This window comes from Streptococcus infantis (assembly GCF_047463615.1).
Lineage (GTDB): Bacteria > Bacillota > Bacilli > Lactobacillales > Streptococcaceae > Streptococcus > Streptococcus infantis_X.
The window spans coordinates 148,721-170,943 of the sequence record NZ_JASHDO010000003.1; the positions used below are offsets into that span (position 1 = coordinate 148,721).

Genomic DNA, 22,223 nt, shown 5'->3' on the forward strand with positions numbered 1-22,223 from the left:
CTAGCTCAAAAGAAAAAAGAAGAGTAAGTTAATAACTTTGCTTAATGTAATTTCTTAGAAATAAAAAGAAGGCGGTGGGACAGAAATCGATAGACAAAGTCTCGATTTCGTAGTCCCAGCCCCGCGAGGATGATTAGGAGCTTTTTGGAGTCTAAAAGACGAACAAAAAGTTCAATCAGCTACCGCGTCAAAGTTTAATTGCTAATAAAAAGTGAGGTTGGGATCTGTTGTCCCAACCTCTTTTTGAGTTTAAGAAGTGAAAATCTTGTTTGGGGGTTAAAATGCGTTCCAAATGAATAGGAAGATAAAAATACAACCCCAAGCGTTGCCTGTTCTCTTTTGAATGACGAGCATACCATAAATCAAGATAAAAACAGACAAAGCCTCTAAAATGGCATGGAGATGAAAACTAATCATCCCATGAATCATCAGACAGATAAGAGCACAAGTCAAGGCTCCGTAATCAAGCCAAGTCTGATGTGATGGAAAGCGACAGTTAATTTTGTTTGCAATGACAACATAATTAAAACCTTCCCAGAATCCCCAGATAAGTCCAATAAGGAGGAAACCCAAGATATTTGTCGGAAAAGAACTTGCCAGAACTTCTCTGGTTAAGAGGATGGATTGAAAGGGGATATAGGAATGAATCTGCCCTCTACTGATGAGAAAAAGAAGTAAGGGGAGACAGATAGTAGCCGTCTGAATGAGGGTTGGGAGGAAGTGTTTAGCTAGCAAACCATATTGTTTCCAGCTTTCTTTTCTTCGAATCATTACTACGCTCGTCCCCAATCCAGCAACATAAAACTAGAGAGTTGCGAGAAAAAGAAGACGAATCCAGACGGGAAACTCTGTTTGGTGAGAGAAGTCAAGTATTTGTTTTTGGAAAAGGATGTATCCTATAAAAGAAAGAATTGTCAAAATGACAATGATATTGAGGTCTGAATCTGCCTCTTTTTGCTTATCTGTTAGAGTACTTTTCATCATTTAGCGCTCCTTATCTTATTTTTTATTATAAAACAATAAGAAATAAAGGGCAATAAAGAACTGGAAAAGTTTAAGGTTTTGCTATCTCTTTTATTGATTTTGTGATATAATTAACACGTAAAAAAAAAGAAGGAGTCATATCCAATGGCAAAATTGACTGTTAAAGACGTTGACTTGAAAGGGAAAAAAGTTCTCGTTCGTGTCGACTTCAACGTACCTGTAAAAGATGGCGTGATTACTAATGATAACCGTATCACTGCAGCTCTTCCAACTATCAAGTACATCCTTGAACAAGGTGGACGTGCAATCCTCTTCTCTCACCTTGGACGTGTTAAAGAAGAAGCAGACAAAGAAGGTAAATCACTTGCTCCTGTAGCTGCTGACTTGGCTGCTAAATTGGGTCAAGAAGTTACATTTATTCCAGGTGTTACTCGTGGTGCTGAATTGGAAGCAGCGATTAACGCTCTTGAAGATGGACAAGTTCTCTTGGTTGAAAACACTCGTTACGAAGATGTTGACGGCAAGAAAGAATCTAAAAACGATCCTGAACTTGGTAAATACTGGGCATCACTTGGAGATGGTATCTTCGTAAACGATGCATTCGGTACAGCTCACCGTGCACACGCATCTAACGTTGGTATCTCAGCAAACGTTGAAAAAGCAGTTGCTGGATTCCTTCTTGAAAACGAAATTGCCTACATCCAAGAAGCAGTTGAAGCTCCAGAACGTCCATTCGTGGCTATCCTTGGTGGTTCAAAAGTTTCAGACAAGATCGGTGTTATCGAAAACTTGCTTGAAAAAGCTGATAAGGTTCTTATCGGTGGTGGGATGACTTATACATTCTACAAAGCACAAGGTATCGAAATCGGTAACTCACTTGTGGAAGAAGACAAATTGGATGTTGCCAAAGCTCTTCTTGAAAAAGCAAACGGCAAATTGATCTTGCCAGTTGACTCAAAAGAAGCAAACGCATTTGCTGACTACACTGAAGTCAAAGACACTGAAGGTGAAGCAGTAGATCCAGGATTCCTTGGTTTGGATATCGGTCCTAAATCTATCGCTAAGTTTGACGAAGCTTTGACTGGTGCGAAAACAGTTGTATGGAATGGACCAATGGGTGTATTTGAAAACCCTGACTTCCAAGCTGGTACAATCGGTGTGATGGACGCTATCGTGAAACAACCAGGTGTTAAATCAATCATCGGTGGTGGTGACTCAGCTGCTGCAGCTATCAACCTTGGACGTGCAGACAAGTTCTCATGGATTTCTACTGGTGGTGGAGCTTCAATGGAGCTTCTTGAAGGTAAAGTTCTTCCAGGACTTGCAGCTTTGACTGAAAAATAAGATTATAAAAAAGGAGGCTGGGACAAAAGTCCTAGCCTCTCAATTGTCTTTGGATTTTCGAGCAGGACGCAGTTGTTGAGTGGTCTCTACTACGCTGATTTCATCAGCTTTTACAGCCCTACTCAACTGTGCGGAGGTGGGACGACGAAATCGAATTCTAACGAATTACCGGTTTCTGTCCCACTCTCTTTTTTTCGCTCTTTTAAAGTTTGAGAGTAGCGAGGGATAATTGGACAGAATCCAAAAAAAACAGTAAAATAGAGGAATACCAATATAAATGAAATTTGAGTAATAATCGTGGAAAAAAGAGACAATCATACAAAAACAGCTATTTGCGGTATTATCAATGTCACCCCAGATTCTTTCTCTGATGGGGGTCAATTTTTTGCTGTTGAGGAAGCCTTGAAACAGGCTAGAAAATTGATAGACGAAGGAGCCACTATCCTAGATATTGGTGGAGAATCCACTCGACCTGGAAGTAGCTATGTTGAGATTGAAGAGGAAATCCAACGTGTGGTTCCAGTCATTCAGGCTATTCGTCAAGAAAGTGATGTTCTGATTTCGGTCGATACTTGGAAAAGCCAAGTGGCTGAAGCGGCTTTACAGGCTGGAGCCAATATAGTCAATGACATTACAGGCCTTATGGGGGATGAGAAGATGGCAGAGGTGGTTGCCAGGGCTGGAGCTCAGGTAGTCATCATGTTTAATCCAGTCATGGCACGCCCTCAGCACCCTAGTTCACTTATCTTCCCTCATTTTGGATTTGGAGAGCCTTTTACAAAAGAAGACTTAGCAGACTTTGAACAACTATCAGTTGAAGAATTGATGGCAACTTTCTTTGATCGTGCTCTAGTAAGAGCGGAAAAAGCAGGGATTTCGAAAGAAAACATCATGCTGGATCCAGGGATTGGCTTTGGCTTGACCAAAAAGGAAAATCTCATCCTCCTACGTGATCTTGATAAATTACACAAAATGGGCTATCCTATCTTTCTAGGAGTTTCTCGCAAGCGCTTTGTCATCAATATTCTGGAAGAAAATGGATTTGAAGTAAACCCGGAAACTGAAGAAGGCTTCCGCAATCGTGATGCTGCTTCGGCTCATGTAACTAGTATTGCTGCTAGACAGGGTGTAGAAGTGGTGCGCGTGCACGATGTAGCCAGCCACAAGATGGCAGTTGAAATTGCGTCTGCTATCCGTCTGGCAGACCATGCGGAAAATTTAGATTTGAAACAATATAAGTAAGATGAATAAAAACGAAACCAATCAGTGGATTGCCCACTACCGGACAGACCAACCACACTTTGGTTTGGAAAGAATGGTAGAGCTTTTAGCTTTACGAGGCAATCCCCATCTTAAGCTTAAGGTTATCCATATTGGAGGGACCAACGGCAAGGGATCTACCATAGCCTTTTTGAAAAAGATGCTGGAAAAGATGGGGCTAAGAGTTGGAGTCTTTAGCTCACCCTATCTGATTCATTATACCGACCAGATTGCCATTAATGGGGAATCTATCCCAGAAGCAAGATTAGAGTCCTTGATGGCGGATTATTGTTTACTACTTGAAGGGGAACATGCTCATGCCTTGCAAGGAACGACAGAATTCGAGATTATCACTGCCATAGCCTATGACTATTTTGCATCTGAACAAGTCGATGTGGCGATTATGGAAGTTGGTATGGGCGGACTTTTGGATAGCACTAATGTCTGTCAACCTATCTTGACTGGCATCACGACTATTGGATTAGACCATGTAGCGCTTTTAGGGGATAGCTTGGAAGCCATCGCAGAGCAGAAAGCAGGGATTATCAAGCAAGGAGTTCCTCTAGTGACAGGACACATTGTCCCAGAAGCCTTGGTGGTTATTGACCAGATTGCAAAAGCGAAACAAGCTACCAGAATCGCCTATGGAGATGCCTATCAAGTCAGTCATTATGAGAGTATTGTAACTGGCGAGGTCTTTGACTATACAAGTGCTGTTAGACAAGGTCGCTTCCAGACAGGATTGCTGGGTTTGCACCAGATAGAGAATGCAGGGATGGCGCTGGCCTTGTTAGATAGCTATTGCCAAGCGACTGATCGAGAATTGTCAGATAATGCTTTAGTGGCTCAAGCTTTAGAAGAAACAAGCTGGCCTGGACGCTTGGAAGTTGTTTCTAGAGAACCCTTGATGATTTTGGATGGAGCACACAATCCTCATGCTATCAAGGCTTTGTTGGCTACCTTGAAAGAACGCTTTGCGAATTATCAGAAAGAAGTCCTCTTTACTTGCATCAAAACCAAGGCCTTGGAGGATATGTTGGACTTGCTAGAAACCTTGCCCGGTACTAAGATTACGCTAACTCATTTTGAGGATAGTCGGGCGACGGATGAAAAAGTCTTGAAAGAGATGTCTGATTCTAGAAATCTCAACTACCAAGATTGGCAAGAATTTCTAGACCAAAAATTATCAGAAAATGAAGAGAAAAAAACAGTTAGGATTATCACGGGTTCATTATACTTTTTAGCCCAAGTGAGAGCCTACCTAATGGAGGGGAAAAATTAGAATGGATACACAAAAGATTGAAGAAGCTGTAAAAATGATTATCGAGGCAGTTGGTGAGGATGCAAATCGCGAAGGCTTGCAGGAAACACCAGCCCGTGTCGCTCGTATGTACCAAGAGATTTTTTCAGGTCTTGGGCAAACTGCTGAAGAGCACCTGTCAAAGTCCTTTGAGATTATCGATGACAATATGGTAGTGGAAAAGGATATCTTTTTCCATACCATGTGTGAACACCACTTCTTGCCCTTTTATGGGAAGGCTCATATTGCCTACATTCCAGATGGCCGTGTAGCAGGCTTATCAAAGTTAGCTCGTACGGTGGAAGTCTACTCTAAAAAGCCACAGATTCAAGAGCGTTTGAATATTGAGGTGGCCGATGCCTTGATGGAGTATTTGGGTGCTAAGGGAGCTTTTGTTGTCATTGAAGCGGAGCATATGTGTATGAGTATGCGCGGTGTTCGAAAACCAGGAACTGCAACCTTGACAACAGTGGCTCGTGGTCTATTTGAGACAGATAAGGATCTTCGTGATCAAGCTTATCGTCTCATGGGACTTTAAAAAATCCGCGTTAAGCGGATTTTTCTAGAAAGGACTAGTTATGGATCAACTGCGAATTAAAGACTTAGAAATTTTCGCCTTTCATGGACTCTTTCCTAGTGAGAAGGAACTGGGGCAGAAGTTTGTCGTTTCAGCTAGCTTATCCTATGATATGACCAAGGCTGCGACAGACTTGGATTTAACTGCTTCTGTCCACTACGGAGAACTTTGCCAACAATGGACGACTTGGTTTCAGGAAGAAAGCGAAGACCTGATTGAAACGGTAGCCTATAAACTTGTAGAGCGTACATTTGAGACCTACCCTATCGTTCAAGAGATTGAGCTGGCACTCAAAAAACCATGGGCACCTGTTCATCTGCCCCTGGAGACCTGTTCAGTAACTATCCATCGCCGTAAGCAGCGAGCCTTTATTGCCTTGGGAAGTAATATGGGGGATAAGACGGCGAATCTCAAGCAAGCTATTGACTATATGCGAGCTCGTGGCATCCACATTCTCAAAGAGTCTAGTGTGATTAGGACTGAACCTTGGGGTGGTGTGGAGCAGGAGAGCTTTGCCAATCAAGTCATTGAAGTGGAAACTTGGCTTCCAGCTCCAATCTTGTTAGAAACCTTGTTAGAAATTGAATCAGAGATGGGAAGGGTTAGAGAGGTTCATTGGGGACCTCGCTTGATTGACCTGGATTTGCTTTTTGTAGAGGACCAGGTCATCTATACAGACGAGCTTATCTTGCCGCATCCTTATATCGCTGAGCGTCTCTTTGTCTTAGAGTCTCTGCAGGAAATTGCACCTCATTTCATCCATCCAGTCTTGGGACAACCAATTCGTCACTTGTATCAAGAATTGAAAAAATAAGAAAACTCTAGTTTCCGAATTATTTACAGAGGAGACTAGAGTTTTTAAAATAGATCATTTTCTTCAGGGAGGAGAATGGTTTCCTTGCCATCCATATCTAGCACCAGAACTTTTGGTGGGTAGAGTGGATCAAAGGGGTGATTAAAATCAAATTCAATCGTAGTCGGTAGGTGTTGACTAGAAAAACGAAAAGTGATGGAGCCTTCATGATTCAAAAGTCGAAATTCGAGCTCATCTTCTAGTTCAAAAACATGCTTTAAAAAATGATCAATAATATACCAGATAGAGTCGATAACATCATCGGGTAGATTGGTCACAACACCGAAACTGGCGCACCGTCTATGGGAATCTGTAAAAGCCATCCGTTTCTCCTGATTGATTTTCTTATTATCATACTGCAAACTGCTAGAAAAATCAAGAAAAGTCAACTGCTTTTAAAAAGTTGTGAATGTTTTTGAAACTTTTTTCAACGATTCTTCATCAAATGCTTGAAAATGCTTACAATAAGTGGTAGAATGAAAATAGTGGAATCATGAAAACAAAATTTTCAAAGTAGAAAGGAAACGGAATGAATACAGATGATACAGTAACAATTTATGACGTTGCCCGAGAAGCAGGAGTGTCAATGGCGACTGTTAGTCGTGTTGTTAATGGCAATAAGAACGTCAAGGAAAACACTCGCAAGAAGGTTTTAGAGGTCATCGACCGTCTTGATTATCGTCCAAATGCAGTAGCACGTGGTCTAGCAAGCAAGAAAACGACAACAGTTGGAGTCGTCATTCCAGATATCACAAATACTTATTTCTCTACCCTTGCTAAAGGGATTGATGATATCGCGGAAATGTACAAATACAACATCGTCCTTGCCAATAGTGACGAAGATGATGAGAAGGAAGTATCTGTAGTCAATACTCTTTTTTCTAAACAGGTGGATGGCGTTATCTTCATGGGTTATCATTTAACTGAGAAGATTCGCTCAGAGTTTTCACGCTCACGTACTCCTGTGGTTCTCGCGGGGACAGTGGACGTAGAACACCAACTTCCAAGTGTCAATATTGACTATAAACATGCTACTGTTGATGCAGTCCGCCACCTCTTGAAACGAAATAAAAAAATTGCTTTTATTAGTGGACCATTAGTGGATGACATCAACGGGAAAATTCGCTTGGCTGGTTATAAAGATGCTTTGAAAGAAGCGGGAATTAACTACAGTGAAGGTCTTGTTTTTGAATCAAAATACCGTTATGATGATGGTTATGCCTTGGCAGAACGTTTGATTTCTTCTAAAGCAACAGCAGCGATTGTTACAGGAGATGAACTGGCAGCAGGTGTGTTGAACGGACTTGCTGACAAGGGAGTTTCTGTACCAGAAGAGTTCGAAATTATTACCAGTGATGATTCACAAATCGCGCACTACACTCGTCCAAATCTAACAACCATTGCTCAACCTTTGTATGACCTAGGTGCCATTAGTATGCGTATGTTGACTAAGATTATGCACAAGGAAGAGTTAGAAGAACGTGAAGTTCTCCTACCACATGGTTTGATTGAACGCCGTTCAACTCGAAAAGAATAAGAAAACGAGGTCGGGATCAAAATCCCGACCTCGCTTTTTAGTAGTAAAAACTTTTTAGCCAATAGTTAAAGCATCAAGTTGATGGTAGAAGGCTTTGGGGGTGACTAGAAAACAAGACTTGATCTAGTAATTTCTATCTCACCGACTTTTTTATACTCAATGAAAATCAAAGAGCAAACTAGGAAACTAGCCGCAGGTTGCTCAAAGCACTGCTTTGAGGTTGTAGATGAAACTGACGAAGTCAGTAACCATACCTACGGCAAGGCGACGTTGACGAGGTTTGAATTTGATTTTCGAAGAGTATTATCCTTCCATATAGGCTCGTAATTCATCTCCTGTGAGGCCAGCATTGATAGCAATGAGGAGTTTGAGGCGGGCTTTTTGAGCATTCAGCTCTTTGACAAAAAATACACCAGCATTTTGCAGACAAACGCCTCCACCTTCATAGGCATATACAGGCTCAGCGATACCATTAAAACAACGAGAAACCAAGGCAATGGGAAGCCCTGCTTGGATAAGGGTGTTTAATTTTCGAGATGTTTCCTTAGGAACATTTCCAGCACCGAAAGCCTGAATGATGAGACCATCCAGTTGATCGACAGGCAGTAAATCAAGGAGTTCTTCTGTCATGCCAGCATAAACAGGGATGATGGGCACCAAACCTTGGATGCTATCTAAATCAAAACGGACACGAGGTTCTGCAGTTTTAAAATAGAGAATCTCTTGCTTCATGATGAGACCAAGTGGGCCATGGGTCGGTGTTTGGAAGGTTCCGACATTCGTGGTGTGGGTCTTAGTGACATACTTGGCAGCGTGAATTTCATCATTCATCACGACCAGTACCCCCTTATCAGCTGCCTTGTCGTCACTCGCTACGCGTAAGGCGCTGAGATAGTTGTAGACACCATCACTTCCTAGCTCATTGGAGCTTCTCATAGCTCCGGTCAATACGATGGGAATGTGAGGGATTTCCATCGTGTCTAGGAAATAAGCCGTTTCCTCGAGGGTGTCGGTACCATGTGTGATGACAACGCCATCAAAATTCTTTGCCTCTTGCTTGATTTTGTGATAGAGAGCCAGCATGTGTTTGGGCTTGATATGAGGACTGGGTAAATTTAAAAAATCCAAAGCATGGACTTGGACTCCCTCTAAGGGATTTGAGACATGATTCATAGGGTTATCTGCACTAGTTCTAACAGCTCCTGAGTCATCTGCTTGCATGGAAATAGTGCCACCTGTGTGTAAAACGAGGATTTTCTTAGTCATGATTCACTCACTTTTTCTGAAATAATGGTATAATCATTGTATCATAAAAGAAAGGAATGAGATAGTCATGGAAGTCAAAGCTGTTTTTTTTGATATAGATGGAACATTAGTCAATGATCGAAAGAGTGTTTTGAAATCCACTAAAGAAGCCATCAAGATTGTGAAGGATCAGGGGGTTTTTGTGGGGGTAGCGACCGGACGAGGACCATTTTTTGTTAAGGATTTGATGGATGAATTGGATCTGGATTTTGCAGTTACCTATAATGGCCAATATATCTTTAACAAAGAACGTGTACTTTTTGCAAGTCCGATTGATAAACGAAGTCTAAGACAAGTTATTGCATACGCCAAGGAAAATAGAAAAGAAATCGCTATGGGGACGAGACAAGATGTGATTGGCTCTCGGATTATGTCCTTTGGGTTAAGTCCTTTGTCCCAGCTAGTGAGCCGCTTTGTTCCTAAATTTTTGACTCGAACAGTCAGTCATTCCTTTAATCGTATGGTCAGTAAGGCCCTTCCTCAAAAGGAAGATGATTTACTAGATTTGATTAACCAACCCATCTACCAGGTTCTCATGTTGATGACACCTGAGGAGTCTAATCAAGCAGCTTCAGAGTTTGAATATCTTAAGTTTACACGAAGCAATCCTTTTGCAGCAGATATCATCAACCAAGGGAATTCGAAATTAGAAGGAATTCGTCGCGTCGGAAAAGAATACGGCTTTGACCTGAATCAAGTTATGGCTTTTGGTGATTCGGATAATGACCTAGAAATGTTGGCTGGCGTTGGGATGTCTGTTGCCATGGGAAATGGTAGTAGTAGTGTTAAGGAAGTAGCCAAACATATCACGACGAGTAACCAAGAGGATGGAATTCATAAAGCCTTGGAGCACTTTGGAGTACTAGCTTCTGAAAAAGTCTTTGTCAGTCGCGACTATCACTTTAATAAGGTCAAGGCCTTCCATCATATGATGGATGAGAGAACTCAGGAAGAACCAAAGGCTTGGGATTTGGAAGGGGCAACCCATCGTGCGGACTTTAAGATTGAAGAATTGGTAGAGTTTGTTCGTGCCGCTAGCAACTCAGACGAGGATTTTCAAGCAGCGATCGCAGAGATGCATCGAGCCTTGGATAAGGCTGCAACAAAAGTTTCAAAAACCATTCCCGCCAAGCAGGATTTGATAGGGCAAGTGGATGCCTTGATTGATACTCTGTATTTTACTTATGGAAGTTTTGTATTGATGGGTGTGGATCCAGAACGTATTTTTGAAATCGTCCATCAGGCTAATATGGGTAAGGTTTTTCCAGATGGTAAGGCCCACTTTGATCCAGTAACTCATAAAATCCTTAAACCTGATGATTGGGAGGAGAAATACGCTCCAGAACCAGCTATTAAAAAGGAAATTGAGCGACAGATAAAGGCTTACGAACGCCATAAGGAAAGAGTAAATAAAAAATAGGATGTGGCTAGAGAAAATGCTGTTTTCGTATAAGGGTCTTTTTGGAGTCTGAAAGACCAATAAAAAGACCACTCATCTACTGCATCAAAAGAAACTTTTATAAAAAAACGAGGTCAGGACTTATCCCGACCTCTTGTCTTTTTACTAGTTACAAAGTTTTATCCTTATCTCTAACGACGAGGAGATCAACGCTGGTATGGCGCAAAATGTACTCAGATGAAGAGCCAACTAGGAGACGCTCAAAGGCATTGAGTCCCGTTGCTCCGACTAAAATCAAGTCAACATGTTCTTCTTCAGGGATAGTTTTAGCCAAGAGGGTCTTAGGATTTCCCATTTCAATGACCAGCTGAATGTCTGTGACTCCAGCGTCTTTTGCACGCTTTTCGTATTCTGCCATCAAGTTTTGAGCTTCAAGTTGTAGTTCTTCATAAACTTCAGCATCAAATGTTGAAACACTTTGAAGGGCACGAGTATCAATCACATGGGCAAGGGTTAATTTTCCTTGGTTACGTAGGGTGATCTGTACTCCCTTGACAAAGGCAAGATCAGCTTCTTTAGAACCATCAATAGCGACCATGATATTTTCATAACGTTGTGTCATAGCAAAAACCTCCTAACATTTTGTCACCTTCATTGTAACCCTTTTCACTAAAAAAGTAAAGTAAAAAACGATGGAAAAGGAAGTAGGTTTTGATTTTAAATAGGCGTTTGGTATAATGAAAACAGAAATAAATCAAGAGGGATCATCATGACAAAAATTGCAGTACTATCAGATATACACGGAAATACAACTGCTCTGGAGGCTGTGCTAGAAGATGCTCAAACGGCAGGAGTTGATGAGTACTGGCTCTTGGGAGATATCCTGATGCCAGGAACAGGACGGAAACAGATGCTTCAATGCTTGGAAGCTTTACCGATCACAGTGCGAATCCTTGGGAATTGGGAAGATAGTCTTTGGCGAGCCTGTCATCGTAAGTTAGATGAAACTAGACCTAGCCATCGCTATCTCTTGCGCCAGTGTCAGTATATCATGGAAGAAATTAGCAGCCAAGAGATTGAGGCACTGCAGGACTATCCTTTGCAAGTGCATCGCCAGTTTGGAGATCTGAAGCTAGGGATTAGTCATCACTTGCCTGATAAAAACTGGGGAAGAGAGTTGATTCATCTGGGAAAACAAGAGGATTTTGATCGTCTTGTCACCAATCCGGACTGCGATGTTGCCATTTATGGTCATATCCATCAGCAGTTACTTCGCTATGGTAGTGGTGGTCAGCTTATCCTGAACCCAGGCTCGATTGGTCAACCCTTCTTTTTATCTGAGAATTTACGCAAAGACTTGCGGGCTCAATACATGATCTTAGAATTTGACGAAAAAGGTTTAAAAGATGCTGATTTTCGTCGTGTTGATTATGATATTGAGGCAGAATTACAGCTAGCAAAAGACTTACAATTACCCTACTATCAAGTCTACTATGAGAGCTTAGTTAATGGGATTCACCATACCCACAATCAGGACTTGTTGCACGAAATCGCTCAGAGTCAAGGACATGATGTTGAATTGGATGACTGGCTTAGTGGTAACTCTTGACATTACAACTAGAAGAGATATAATAAACATAAGAAAAAGAAGGAACTAATCTGACGAAAAAAGGAGAAGAGGATGCAAATTTCAAGCCGATTTACCATTGCAACACATATGTTGGTAATCATTGCCCTAAAAGGGAAGGAAAGCAAGGTGACTAGCGATTTTCTAGCTAGTAGTGTTGGAGTCAATCCTGTTATTATCCGTAAAACCCTGTCCCAACTGAAAAAGGCAGACTTGATTTCGGTGGCGCGTGGAACTGGTGGAGCTGAGATTATCAAAGACCTAGAGGATATCAGTCTATTAGATGTTTACCAAGCAGTTGAATGTCTAGGAAAGACAGGTCAACTCTTTAGTTTTCACGACAATCCCAATCCAAATTGCCCAGTTGGAGCTCATATTCATGATGTTTTGGATCAAAAATTGGAGAGAATCCAGCAAGCTATGGAGGCTGAACTTGGTCAGACCAGTCTTGCCCAAGTAGTAGCAGATGCAGAAGCAAGAATCTAAAGTTAAGAGGACCTTAGTTCCTCTTTTTCTATGTGGATAATGATGATAAAATATAGCCATAAAGAAGGAAAAAATGTATCTCGTTATAGGAATTTTATTAGCCTTTATCCGTGAATATGTAGCTCTGTGTGTGAAATTGAAGTGGCTCTTTATATTTTTCTACGGATTATTATTCTTAGCCCTGCTATTTTTATACAAGGGAATTATTTGGTAATAAAAGTCACTATTTTAACTCGCTCATGTAAAAAAGCAAGAATTTTTTAGTTCTTGCTTTTTACATGTCTTTCTATCAAGTTGCTGGATTTATAGAAATCTTGGTTTATTTTTCCTTTCTTGATTTGAGGAAACTTCCAAGTCCTAGGAATGTGAGGAGACCAATTCCTGCAAGAACAAGAGTAGATTGTTTTTCAGTACCTGTGTTTGGCAGGACTTTTTGAGACAGAGTCTCTACAACAGTTTCTTGAGTTTTAGGTTTTGCAGCTAGGTTTTGGGCTTGACTTTGGTCAGCTTCCAAGCTAGAAATATCAAATTCTGGTTTTTCTTCTACAGTTGGAGCGACAATGGCACCACCTTGTGACAAGCGGAGAACAACAGCAGTGAGAGTGTTCAGTCTTAATCCTTTATCAGTCCATTCAAGACCTTTCGGTTTAGAGATTCCTACTGGTCCTGCTTGGTTTTCATCAGCCAGGACTTCAGCATTTCTCAAGTGAGCAAAGGCAGTTCCTAAGTTGAATTCGCGAGCCTTTTCATCTGCATTGACAAAGACTGCGTAGACATCTCCATTTGGAGCAGTAATTTGGTAACCAATGACCAAGTCTTCTTTTTCAACACCATTTTGTCCTGGGACAGTAATGAGGCGGACACGCTCCTTGATATCTTCAAGACTCTTGAGTCGGAAGGCATCTGTAGATTGACGAAGAGCAATCAATCCTTTCATGTAGTCGCGACTCTTGACATTCTCAGGATATGCTTTTTTATCTGTTGCCTTAGTCCAATCAAACTTGTTGACAGCATCGCTAGAGTCATAAGAGTCATGGATGAAGTACGGATAGACAAATGGATTACCATCTTTATCACGCAACAAGTGAGATTTGTTTGGAACCTTATCTTCAGGAACAGGAGTCTTATAGGCTGGATCAAGGAATTGTTTGGTACGTCCATATTCCTGCCCAGAGTGGATAAATGGTGTTCCTTGTGCTGTTAAGACCATGAGGTTTCCAAGTCGCAAACGACGATGAATTTCAGCATAGTTCTCAGCCTTGCTTGGGTCTTTTTTGATAGACTGGGCAATGATGTCAAAGAGGGTCAAGTTATCATGGGCTGCAATATACTGAATAACATCTCCTGGGTTGTCCGCTTCAAAGTTGGTTGGTTGAGCAATGAGGTTCTTAAAGATGGTATTGATATCACGTTTACCACCTGTGATAAAAGCAGGTTGGCCTTCATTTGGATAACCTGACTTGAGGTTGTTACGGATGTCATCTGAAAATACAGCAACAGTATCGGTATGTTTCATCCAATCTTGGTCAGCAGGTCTAGTAGGCGTATTCTCATCACCAGCATAGGTTCTCCAACCTTCACCTAGCATGATAAGGTTTGGATTGAGGGCGCGTGCAGCCTTATAAGCTTCTTCGGCAGAAGCTGCATCATGATCTCCCATCATATCGAAACGGAAACCATCTACTTTATAGGTTTCAACTAGATACTTGATAGAGTCTACCATGACGCGTTTAGACATGTAGTGGGTTGTTCCTAGACGACCACCACCAAAGCTAGTACGAGGTGCTCCGTCTGCATCCATGAAGTGGTAGTAGTTTGGCTCAAGGTCTTCAAAGATATCGACATTGGCAGTATGGTTGTAAACTACGTCTAAGATAGCACCCATGCCACGTTTATGGATTTCGTTGACAAGGTTCTTAAATTCTGCGATACGTTTTTCTGGATCCTTAGGATTGCTTGAGTACATACCAGTCAAGGAGAAGTAGTTTTGAGGGTCATAACCCCAGTTGTAGTTGCTATCGCTTGAAGCATAGGCGGACAAGCGTTCTTGGTTCTTCAATTCATTGACAAAGTAGTATGACAAGACTGGAAGGAGCTGGATATGGGTCACGCCCAAGTCTTTTAGGTAGTCTAGTTTTTCGATAAAGGCTTCAAAGGTACCAAATGGCTTAGTCAAATCTTTTGCGATGGCAGGATCTGAAGTGAAGTCACGAACGTGAGCCTCGTAGATAACAGCATCTTCGCGAGATTTGAAATTGCGAATCTTACCATAAGTCAAGTCTTGCGGCCCTAGTTTTGCTGGGTTTACAAAAGCAGCTTTAGCCACTTTATGGGCAGCGTCTGTTTTTGCTAGATCGCTGTTCCAAGCTGCCAGAGATTTAGCATAAGGATCTAGTGCGAGAACAGTCTTACCTTGGCGCTCGATTTGGTAGTGGTAGTAGTAGCCAGTATAGTTGCTGATGCCAAGTCCTGAATTCTCATCCAGAGTTTGTTTCCAGGTTCCTTTTTCTCCTTTTTCAAGAGCGACGGTTCCGACAACTTTTTCAGGATCTTTTTTATCGTAGACGACAACGGAAACTTTATCAGCACTTGGAGACCAGAGGGTCAAATCAACACGTTTGCCATCTTCTTTAAGATTTGCACCGAGTGGACCATCGTAACTATAAGTCTCGTCTTTGAGACGCCAGCTAGAACGAGTTGTAAAACGGTCTGAATCATAGGCAACTGTATATGGGTTTTGAGTGTCAGAAAAATCACCGATGTAGGTTACCTTCTTACCTGCTTCATCGATTGTAACATCGGAGATAGCAACTTTATTCCCTTGGTGGTCAGTGATGTTGGAATGTTTAAGGATGTCTTCTTTTTTAGCCCCAACCAAGGTAGAAAAACTGCTTTCAATACGAGATTTAGCCACATGTTGAGCACCAGTCATGCGAATATCGTGAACATAATATGGGTTGGTGTAGATAGTTGCATCATCATCTTTGAGGAAAATCTGACTGTGGTTTTTCAGGTCAGTAAATTTATAATCTTCTTTTCTGATTTTCACATCATCGCCTTTCTTGCTCTCATCTAATAGTAAAAATCCAAATTCTCTGGCAGCTTCATTGAGCGGAATGTCGATGTAGCGTCCGTGTTTTCCACTTGCAGTAAAGTCTGTTCCATCAGGCCATTCTCCACTACTTGGATTCTTGACATCACCCCAGTACCAGAGGGATTTTTTATCGTAATTTCCATCGGTGCGGAAATAGTTGACACGAACAGTTCCTGCTGGTTGAGGTTGATAGTTGTGTACTTTATAGCTTTCATCTAGCCAAGCTTCATTCATCTTTGGAGAGAGGCGCTCTACTGAACGGTCTCCAGTAAGGTTGTCACCTTTTGTGTTGTTGATGAGGAAGCTGATTTTCTTGGCTTGCTCATTTTTTAGTTTGACATCTAGGTAGTAGCCGTAGTCGTCTTTCTTGGCATCCTTGAAGGACTGGGCGCCATTTGGCCAGTTCTCAGATGGTTTTTCAACATCATCCCAAGTCCAAAGTCCTTGTGAATCTTGGTTTTCTTGAGGAAGTTTTTTGACGTGGATACGGAAGTAGTTGTCTGCGATTGGTGTTTCAGATACAGTGTCTGCTAGCGAAGCTTTCTCAGCAGCTAGACTTGATACTTCTGTTTTCTCGTCTTTGTTGTTTAGAAGGCTTGGAGTAGCTTCAGTTGTAGTTGTTTCAGAAACTGCTACTGGTTCAGATGTTTTAGACTCTAGGGAAACGCTTGCATCTTTGTGATCCAAAATAGGCGTTTTTTCCTCAACTTGGCTAGTTTCTGTAGAAACTGGGTTATTACTAATAGCGCTTACATTTTCTTGTGCGCTAAGAGTAGTTTCAGCTGCAGATACAGAAGGTGCTGTTAAAGCAAGGAGGATAAAGCTTGCTCCAATAAGGACAGAGCCAGTTCCGTTTTTCCGAGAACGGATACTGTAAACCATTTTTTTATCTGGTTGAGATGACGTGTTTTTCATAGACACTCTCCTATCATTTATTTCTATCCTAGTATAGCATGGAGTAAAATTTTATGCAATCGTTTTCTTGAAATATATAAAAAGAAAAAGCTCCATTTGGGGGAGCTAGATCAATTTAAAGTTTGCTGACTGAAATTTTATTGAGTTCGTTGATGACTTGTAGATTAGCCATGCGACCTATATTAATTAAATTTGGATGTTTTAGCCCATCAATGTCGAAGTTTGTTAGAATAGCATCATAATCAGCAGCCATTATTTCATCTACATCGAGTGTCTCTTTATCCCAAGTCTCAAACTGGATATTTTTAGATGTATAGAATTCATAAAGAGAGATTAGAGCTCGTGGATGTGCAAAGTCAAACTCACTTAAAACAAGGACACGGACCTTAACCTGAGCGCTTAATAGTTGCTCAATCAAATCTGAAGCGTGGGTCAAAAGAGTATAAACGAGATGGATAACAGCGTGTGCATGTTCTTTTTGTCCCAAGTTAGCTTTATAACGCATCATTTCGAAAACAGCTGATTCGTAAAATTTAGGGAAGAACTTTTTGATTTTATTAAGAGCGTAGGATTTGTTATGAGAAATGATAGATTCTGAGTTGATTTCTTGACGCTCAAGAAGAGCGGTATTGTGTAAGTGCCATACTAGCACATCTGTATTTGAAAAGTGGACACCAAACTCACGAGTAAGGTTATCTAGGACATCTCTAGCTGCGTGGTAAGAGTGATCGACTTGCTTATCAACTGAACGTGCAGCTAGAAATTCTTCAACTGTAAAGAAGATTCCTTTTTGAGTGTAAGAGTCGAAAAGCTGTTCTAAAGTCTCGCTATTTATTTCTATATTCAGGCGCTTAGCTAGAGGTTCAAGTTGGTCTTTGGACTCAGAAAGTCGATCGTATATAGAAAGAACCTTTGAAGAATCAGCTACAGTTTGAATGGTAGCACCTATTTTAAATCGATGCAGATTAACGGCTGTTTGTGTCTCTATCTGGAACAAGTTTGCATAAGTAGCAGGGAAACCTGTCAATTTAATAAAGAAAGCAACAAAATCTTCTATATCTTTTTCAGAATCAGAAAATGGCCACTTGAAGTAACCATAGGCTTCATGGAAATACTGGGCGAAGAAGAAGCGGATATCTCTCTCATCTCCAATGATAGAGATTGGTGTTACCTTAAGTTTGAACCGATATTTGTTCTGCAAGATACTATTGATCTCAGCAACCTTTTTTCGAAGTGAAGGGAGTGAGACATCAAGGGTTTGGGCCAGATGTTCATAGGTAAAGGGTTCCTCTAATAGGAAGAAAGCCTTTAAAACTTGAAAGTTTGAAGAATCTTGTAAAACGTGGCGATAAATTCGTTCAATGCCTAAATTTCTATTGTTAGCTAGTCGGATGCCAGCAGTTGAAGACTGTATCTCAAAGCAAGAAAGAATGTCACGCATCTCCTTGATATCACTTTTAATGATACGCGAGTTGATACCGAGTGTTTCTGCAAGAGGATCTAGGTGAATCCAGCTTGGATTTTCAAACAGATATTCTAAAATTCTTAATTGTCTTTGTTCTTTTTGAGTTAATAGTTCTCTCATGAATCAGTCCTCCTGTAATATATTTGATTATAATGAACAAAAATCATATATTTTTTGATATTTGTTATTATATCACAAGTGTTTTAAAAAAACAAAGGAAATGGCTGAACTGATTCATCTTATATTTTGCAAATATAAATTTTGTTTTTCTCTTTTTTTTGTATCGAAAAAAAAATAAAGATAAAAATAGCAAAATGATTGACTAAGTTAAAGAGTTTGTTTATAATGTTAAATGTATGTTAAAGACATGCTATAATTTTTAAAATTAGGAGAAAAGATTCATGTATTTTAATCGAAAAAATGCAGAACAAAAGAATTGGCGTATGATCAAAAAAGGAAAACATTTCCTTTTCGGTTGTTCGCTTGTTTTTGCGGTTGGGGCAGCATTAGTAGCTCCATCAGTCAAAGCAGATGCAGTAGACGCTAAGCCAGAAGCTAGCTCTACAGCAGAGGGGGTTAAGCCAGCTGCAGCTGAAGAGAAAACAACTTATGCAGCACCAGCTGTAGAAGTAGCTCCAGCAGCAGTGGCTGAAAAAAAAGTTGAAACTACTCAAAATTCTAAAGAAGAACCAGTAGTTGCGACTGAAAAAGCTAAGGAAGCAGATAGCATCCAAGCTCCAGAGGTGACAGTGGTCTACAATCCATCAGCACTTACTGATGAAGAAAAAGCAAAAGTAGTAGCAGCTGTTAAGGCAGCTAACTCTGCAGCAACTGATGTTCAAGTTCAAGCAGACGGATCAGTAGTTGTTACTTTTGCAGATGGTTCAACTGCAAGCTTGTCAGCAGCTCAAACTATTAAAGATGGCTCTCAAGTAGCTAAACCACGTAGAGCACGTGCAGCAGTAGCGGCTCCAGTCATCACTTCAAACCTTGATGGAAAAGGAAGTTCTGCAACGGATGTAACTGTCCAAGCACCAGCAGGTTCAACTGTTAAACTCTACAATACTGATGGTGCTGTTATCGGTCAAGCAGTAGCAAATGCTCAAGGTGTAGCTACTGTTACGCCAACAAATAGCCTTCCTGTAGGTGAAATCACTGCTACAGCTACACCAGCAGGCGAAAGTGAGTCTCCTAAGAGTGCACCTGTAACAGCGACACGACCAACATTGACAACTGTAGAAGGTGGTGTTTCAAGAGGGAACGATAGTGATAATACCCAACTACTCGTTACCAAATCACACATCACTGTTTATCCAGGTGAATCTGTTAAGATTGGTGTTGTAGCAGTATCTCAAGAGATGGAAAACTTTTCGGTTCCTAAAAATCCAGACGGTGTCAAGGGCTTGCTACCTACAGGTGTTTACCTAAAGACAGCTGGGACAGAGACCTATAAAAGACGTAATAACGGATACGGAGGTACTGTTGCTTGGGACCAACCAGCAGGTGATACTGTTGTGACCTTCGCAGTTAGAAGTAAGAATAATGTAGTTGTAACGAGAGACCTGAAAGTTACCGTTTTGGAACTTACTAAGAAGCTTGATGCTGTTCCAGGTGAAAAAGTAGAAGTTGCTGATCTTAACAATGTTTCTGAAGACGAGAAAAATAAAATTATCGCAGCAACTAAAAAAGCAAATGCAAGTTTCCCTCCAGGCACTTTATATAATGTTGATCAAAGAGGAAATCTTGTCGTTACATATCCTGATAAATCAACAGATAAGATTGACGCTTCATATCTAGTTACTCCATCAAATAAACCTGCTGATACTAATAAGCCAGCAGGCCAAGCGCCAGAGATCACTTCAGATCTATCAGGTAAAGCAAGTACGCCAACTGATGTGACAGTTAAAGCAGAACCTGGTTCTACAGTGAAGCTTTACAATAATGACGGAGTTGTGATCGGCGAAGCCGTAGCAAACGATCAAGGTATTGCTACTATCTCTCCAATTAATAGTCTTCCAGAAGGACAAATTACAGCGACAGCTACACCAGCAGGTGGAAGTGAATCTCCTAAGAGCACTCCGATTACAGCGACTCGTGCAGAAAAGCCTGAAGTGGACGGAGGTGTTTCAAGAGGAAACGATAATACCCAACTTCTCGTTACCAGATCACATATCACTGTTTATCCAGGTGAATCTGTTAATGTTGGTGTTACAGCAGCATCTAATGCGATTCAAAACTTCTGGGTTCCTAACAATCCAACAGCTGTCAAGGGCTTGAAACCTACAGGTTATTACATATCGACAGCTGGAACAGATACCATTAGACAACGTTCAGCCGGATACGGAGGTACTGTTGATTGGGACCAACCAGCGGGTGATACTGTTGTGACCTTCGCAGTTAGAAGTAAGAAAAATGCAGTTGTAACGAGAGACCTGAAAGTTACCGTTTTGGAACTTACTAAGAAGCTTGATGCTGTTCCAGGTGAAAAAGTAGAAGTTGCTAATCCTAACAATGTTAGTGAAGAAGAGAAAAACAAGATTATCGCCGCAACTACAAAAGCAAATGCAAGTTTCCCTCCAGGTACTACATATAGTGTCGATGAAAAAGGAAACCTTGTCATTACTTATCCTGATAAATCTACAGATAAGATTGCAGCAGCATACTTAGTTACTCCAGCTGCTAGGGAAACAGACAAGTACACACCAACAGCTAAAAATCAAACTGTTAAACAAGGTGAAACACCAGACGCTAAAGGCTCAATTGACAATGCTGGTGAACTTCCAAGTGGTACTACCTTTGCTTATAAGACACCAGTAGATACAGCAACCAAAGGTGAAAAAGACGCGATAGTAGTAGTTACTTATCCCGATAAGTCAACTGATGAAGTTCCAGTTAAAGTAACTGTAAAAGATCCACGTAGCGATGCAGATAAGAACGATCCAAAACCTAAAGCTCAAGACATTTACAAGGGTTCAACACCAGACGCTAAAGGCTCAATCGCCAATGCTGGTGACCTTCCATATGGTACTAGCTTTGCTTATAAGACACCAGTAGATACAGAAACACCAGGTGAAAAAGACGCGACAGTAGTTGTAACATACCCAGACGGATCTAAAGATGAAGTTCCAGTTAAGGTTACTGTAGAAGATCCAGATAAGACATCTGCAGAAAACAACACTCCAACAGCTAAAGATCAAACTGTTAAAGTTGGTGAGAAACCAAAAGCAGAAGCTTCAATCGGAAACTTTGACAAACTTCCTAAGGGAACAAAAGCAGAGTTCAAGACACCAGTAGATACAACAACACCAGGTGAAAAAGACGCGATAGTAGTAGTTACTTACCCAGATTCGTTAACTTATGAAGTTCCAGTTAAGGTTACTGTAAAAGATCCACGTAGCGATGCAGATAAGAACGATCCAAAAGCTAAGGCTCAAGACGTTAACAAGGGTGAAACACCAGACGCTAAAGGCTCAATCGACAATGTTGGTGAACTTCCAAATGGCACTACCTTTGCTTATAAGACACCAGTAGATACAGAAACACCAGGTGAAAAAGACGCGACAGTAGTAGTTACTTACCCAGACAAGTCAACAGACGAAGTTCCAGTTAAAGTAACTGTTAAAGATCCACGTACAGATGCAGATAAGAACACCCCAGTAGCGAAGGATCAAAGTGTTAAACCAGGTGATAAACCAAACGCTAAAGATTCAATTGGCAACGTAGGCGATCTTCCATCAGGAACTAAATTCGAGTACAAGACACCAGTAGATACAACAACAGAAGGCGACAAAGACGCTATCGTAGTTGTAACATACCCAGATGGCTCTAAGGATGAAGTTCCAGTTAAAGTAACTGTTAAAGATCCACGTACAGATGCAGATAAGAACACCCCAGTAGCGAAAGATCAAAGTGTTAAACCAGGTGATAAACCAAACGCTAAAGATTCAATCGGCAACGTAGGTGATCTTCCATCAGGAACTAAATTCGAGTACAAGACACCAGTAGACACTACAACAGAAGGCGACAAAGACGCTATCGTAGTTGTAACATACCCAGATGGCTCTAAGGATGAAGTTC

General features: G+C 41.1%; 17 protein-coding genes. 10 read left to right on the top strand and 7 right to left on the bottom strand.

Annotated features, from left to right (window positions below; all coding sequences use genetic code 11):
* Positions 1-276 precede the first annotated feature (276 nt).
* Together QM874_RS04920 and QM874_RS04925 are read right to left on the bottom strand one after the other, a co-directional pair.
* Positions 277-771, bottom strand: a complete 495-nt coding sequence (locus QM874_RS04920) for a hypothetical protein (RefSeq protein ID WP_414316439.1) — start codon at positions 769-771, stop codon at positions 277-279.
* A 33-nt stretch (positions 772-804) separates the two neighbouring features.
* On the bottom strand, positions 805-984 hold the full coding sequence (locus QM874_RS04925) for a hypothetical protein (protein WP_414316440.1): 180 nt from the start codon (positions 982-984) through the stop codon (positions 805-807).
* 144 nt (positions 985-1,128) lie between these two features.
* Between QM874_RS04925 and QM874_RS04930 the strand changes: the two genes are divergently transcribed.
* The 5 genes from QM874_RS04930 to folK all read left to right on the top strand — a co-directional run bounded on the left by QM874_RS04930 (position 1,129) and on the right by folK (position 6,279).
* Positions 1,129-2,328 carry a phosphoglycerate kinase gene (locus QM874_RS04930; RefSeq protein WP_195563845.1) on the top strand — a complete coding sequence of 400 codons (1,200 nt, stop codon included), beginning with the start codon at positions 1,129-1,131 and terminating at the stop codon, positions 2,326-2,328.
* Between the two features lie 297 nt (positions 2,329-2,625).
* Complete coding sequence (gene folP / locus QM874_RS04935; RefSeq protein WP_414316441.1) at positions 2,626-3,570, top strand: dihydropteroate synthase; 945 nt, start codon at positions 2,626-2,628, stop codon at positions 3,568-3,570.
* Between the two features lies 1 nt (position 3,571).
* Complete coding sequence (locus QM874_RS04940; protein WP_414316442.1) at positions 3,572-4,870, top strand: bifunctional folylpolyglutamate synthase/dihydrofolate synthase; 1,299 nt, start codon at positions 3,572-3,574, stop codon at positions 4,868-4,870.
* A gap of 1 nt (position 4,871) precedes the next feature.
* Positions 4,872-5,426, top strand: coding sequence for a GTP cyclohydrolase I FolE (gene folE, locus QM874_RS04945; RefSeq protein ID WP_049510294.1), 555 nt, complete (start codon positions 4,872-4,874; stop codon positions 5,424-5,426).
* Positions 5,427-5,466: 40 nt separating this feature from the next.
* Positions 5,467-6,279 carry a 2-amino-4-hydroxy-6-hydroxymethyldihydropteridine diphosphokinase gene (gene folK / locus QM874_RS04950; RefSeq protein WP_414316443.1) on the top strand — a complete coding sequence of 271 codons (813 nt, stop codon included), beginning with the start codon at positions 5,467-5,469 and terminating at the stop codon, positions 6,277-6,279.
* Between the two features lie 44 nt (positions 6,280-6,323).
* Here the strand turns inward: folK and QM874_RS04955 are convergent, their stop codons facing one another.
* Positions 6,324-6,641 (bottom strand): DUF960 domain-containing protein, encoded by a 318-nt coding sequence (locus tag QM874_RS04955; RefSeq protein ID WP_414316444.1) that lies wholly within the window; start codon positions 6,639-6,641, stop codon positions 6,324-6,326.
* 206 nt (positions 6,642-6,847) lie between these two features.
* Here QM874_RS04955 and ccpA point away from each other — a divergent pair, with 206 nt between their 5' ends.
* A complete protein-coding gene (gene ccpA / locus QM874_RS04960) occupies positions 6,848-7,855 on the top strand; it encodes a catabolite control protein A (RefSeq protein ID WP_414316445.1) in 1,008 nt (335 codons plus the stop codon).
* Between the two features lie 303 nt (positions 7,856-8,158).
* Here ccpA and QM874_RS04965 read toward each other — a convergent pair whose 3' ends face one another.
* Positions 8,159-9,121 (bottom strand): asparaginase, encoded by a 963-nt coding sequence (locus QM874_RS04965; RefSeq protein WP_414316446.1) that lies wholly within the window; start codon positions 9,119-9,121, stop codon positions 8,159-8,161.
* Positions 9,122-9,188: 67 nt separating this feature from the next.
* On the opposite strand from QM874_RS04965, the gene QM874_RS04970 reads away from it, so the two are divergent.
* The gene (locus QM874_RS04970; protein WP_414316447.1) at positions 9,189-10,580 is read left to right on the top strand and encodes a Cof-type HAD-IIB family hydrolase; all 1,392 of its coding nucleotides are present in this window, start codon (positions 9,189-9,191) and stop codon (positions 10,578-10,580) included.
* 148 nt (positions 10,581-10,728) lie between these two features.
* On the opposite strand, the gene QM874_RS04975 is transcribed toward QM874_RS04970, so the two are convergent.
* The gene (locus QM874_RS04975) at positions 10,729-11,181 is read right to left on the bottom strand and encodes a universal stress protein (protein WP_075228826.1); all 453 of its coding nucleotides are present in this window, start codon (positions 11,179-11,181) and stop codon (positions 10,729-10,731) included.
* 147 nt (positions 11,182-11,328) lie between these two features.
* Here QM874_RS04975 and QM874_RS04980 point away from each other — a divergent pair, with 147 nt between their 5' ends.
* Together QM874_RS04980 and QM874_RS04985 are read left to right on the top strand one after the other, a co-directional pair.
* Positions 11,329-12,168, top strand: coding sequence for a metallophosphoesterase family protein (locus QM874_RS04980; protein WP_414316448.1), 840 nt, complete (start codon positions 11,329-11,331; stop codon positions 12,166-12,168).
* Between the two features lie 72 nt (positions 12,169-12,240).
* Positions 12,241-12,672, top strand: coding sequence for an Rrf2 family transcriptional regulator (locus QM874_RS04985; RefSeq protein WP_414316449.1), 432 nt, complete (start codon positions 12,241-12,243; stop codon positions 12,670-12,672).
* Positions 12,673-12,991: 319 nt separating this feature from the next.
* Here the strand turns inward: QM874_RS04985 and QM874_RS04990 are convergent, their stop codons facing one another.
* Positions 12,992-16,681 (bottom strand): pullulanase, encoded by a 3,690-nt coding sequence (locus QM874_RS04990; protein WP_414316450.1) that lies wholly within the window; start codon positions 16,679-16,681, stop codon positions 12,992-12,994.
* A gap of 115 nt (positions 16,682-16,796) precedes the next feature.
* A complete protein-coding gene (locus QM874_RS04995; protein WP_414316451.1) occupies positions 16,797-18,266 on the bottom strand; it encodes a M protein trans-acting positive regulator PRD domain-containing protein in 1,470 nt (489 codons plus the stop codon).
* Between the two features lie 281 nt (positions 18,267-18,547).
* Here QM874_RS04995 and QM874_RS05000 point away from each other — a divergent pair.
* On the top strand, positions 18,548-22,223 hold a 3,676-nt coding region (locus QM874_RS05000; protein WP_414316452.1), incomplete at its 3' end, for a Rib/alpha-like domain-containing protein.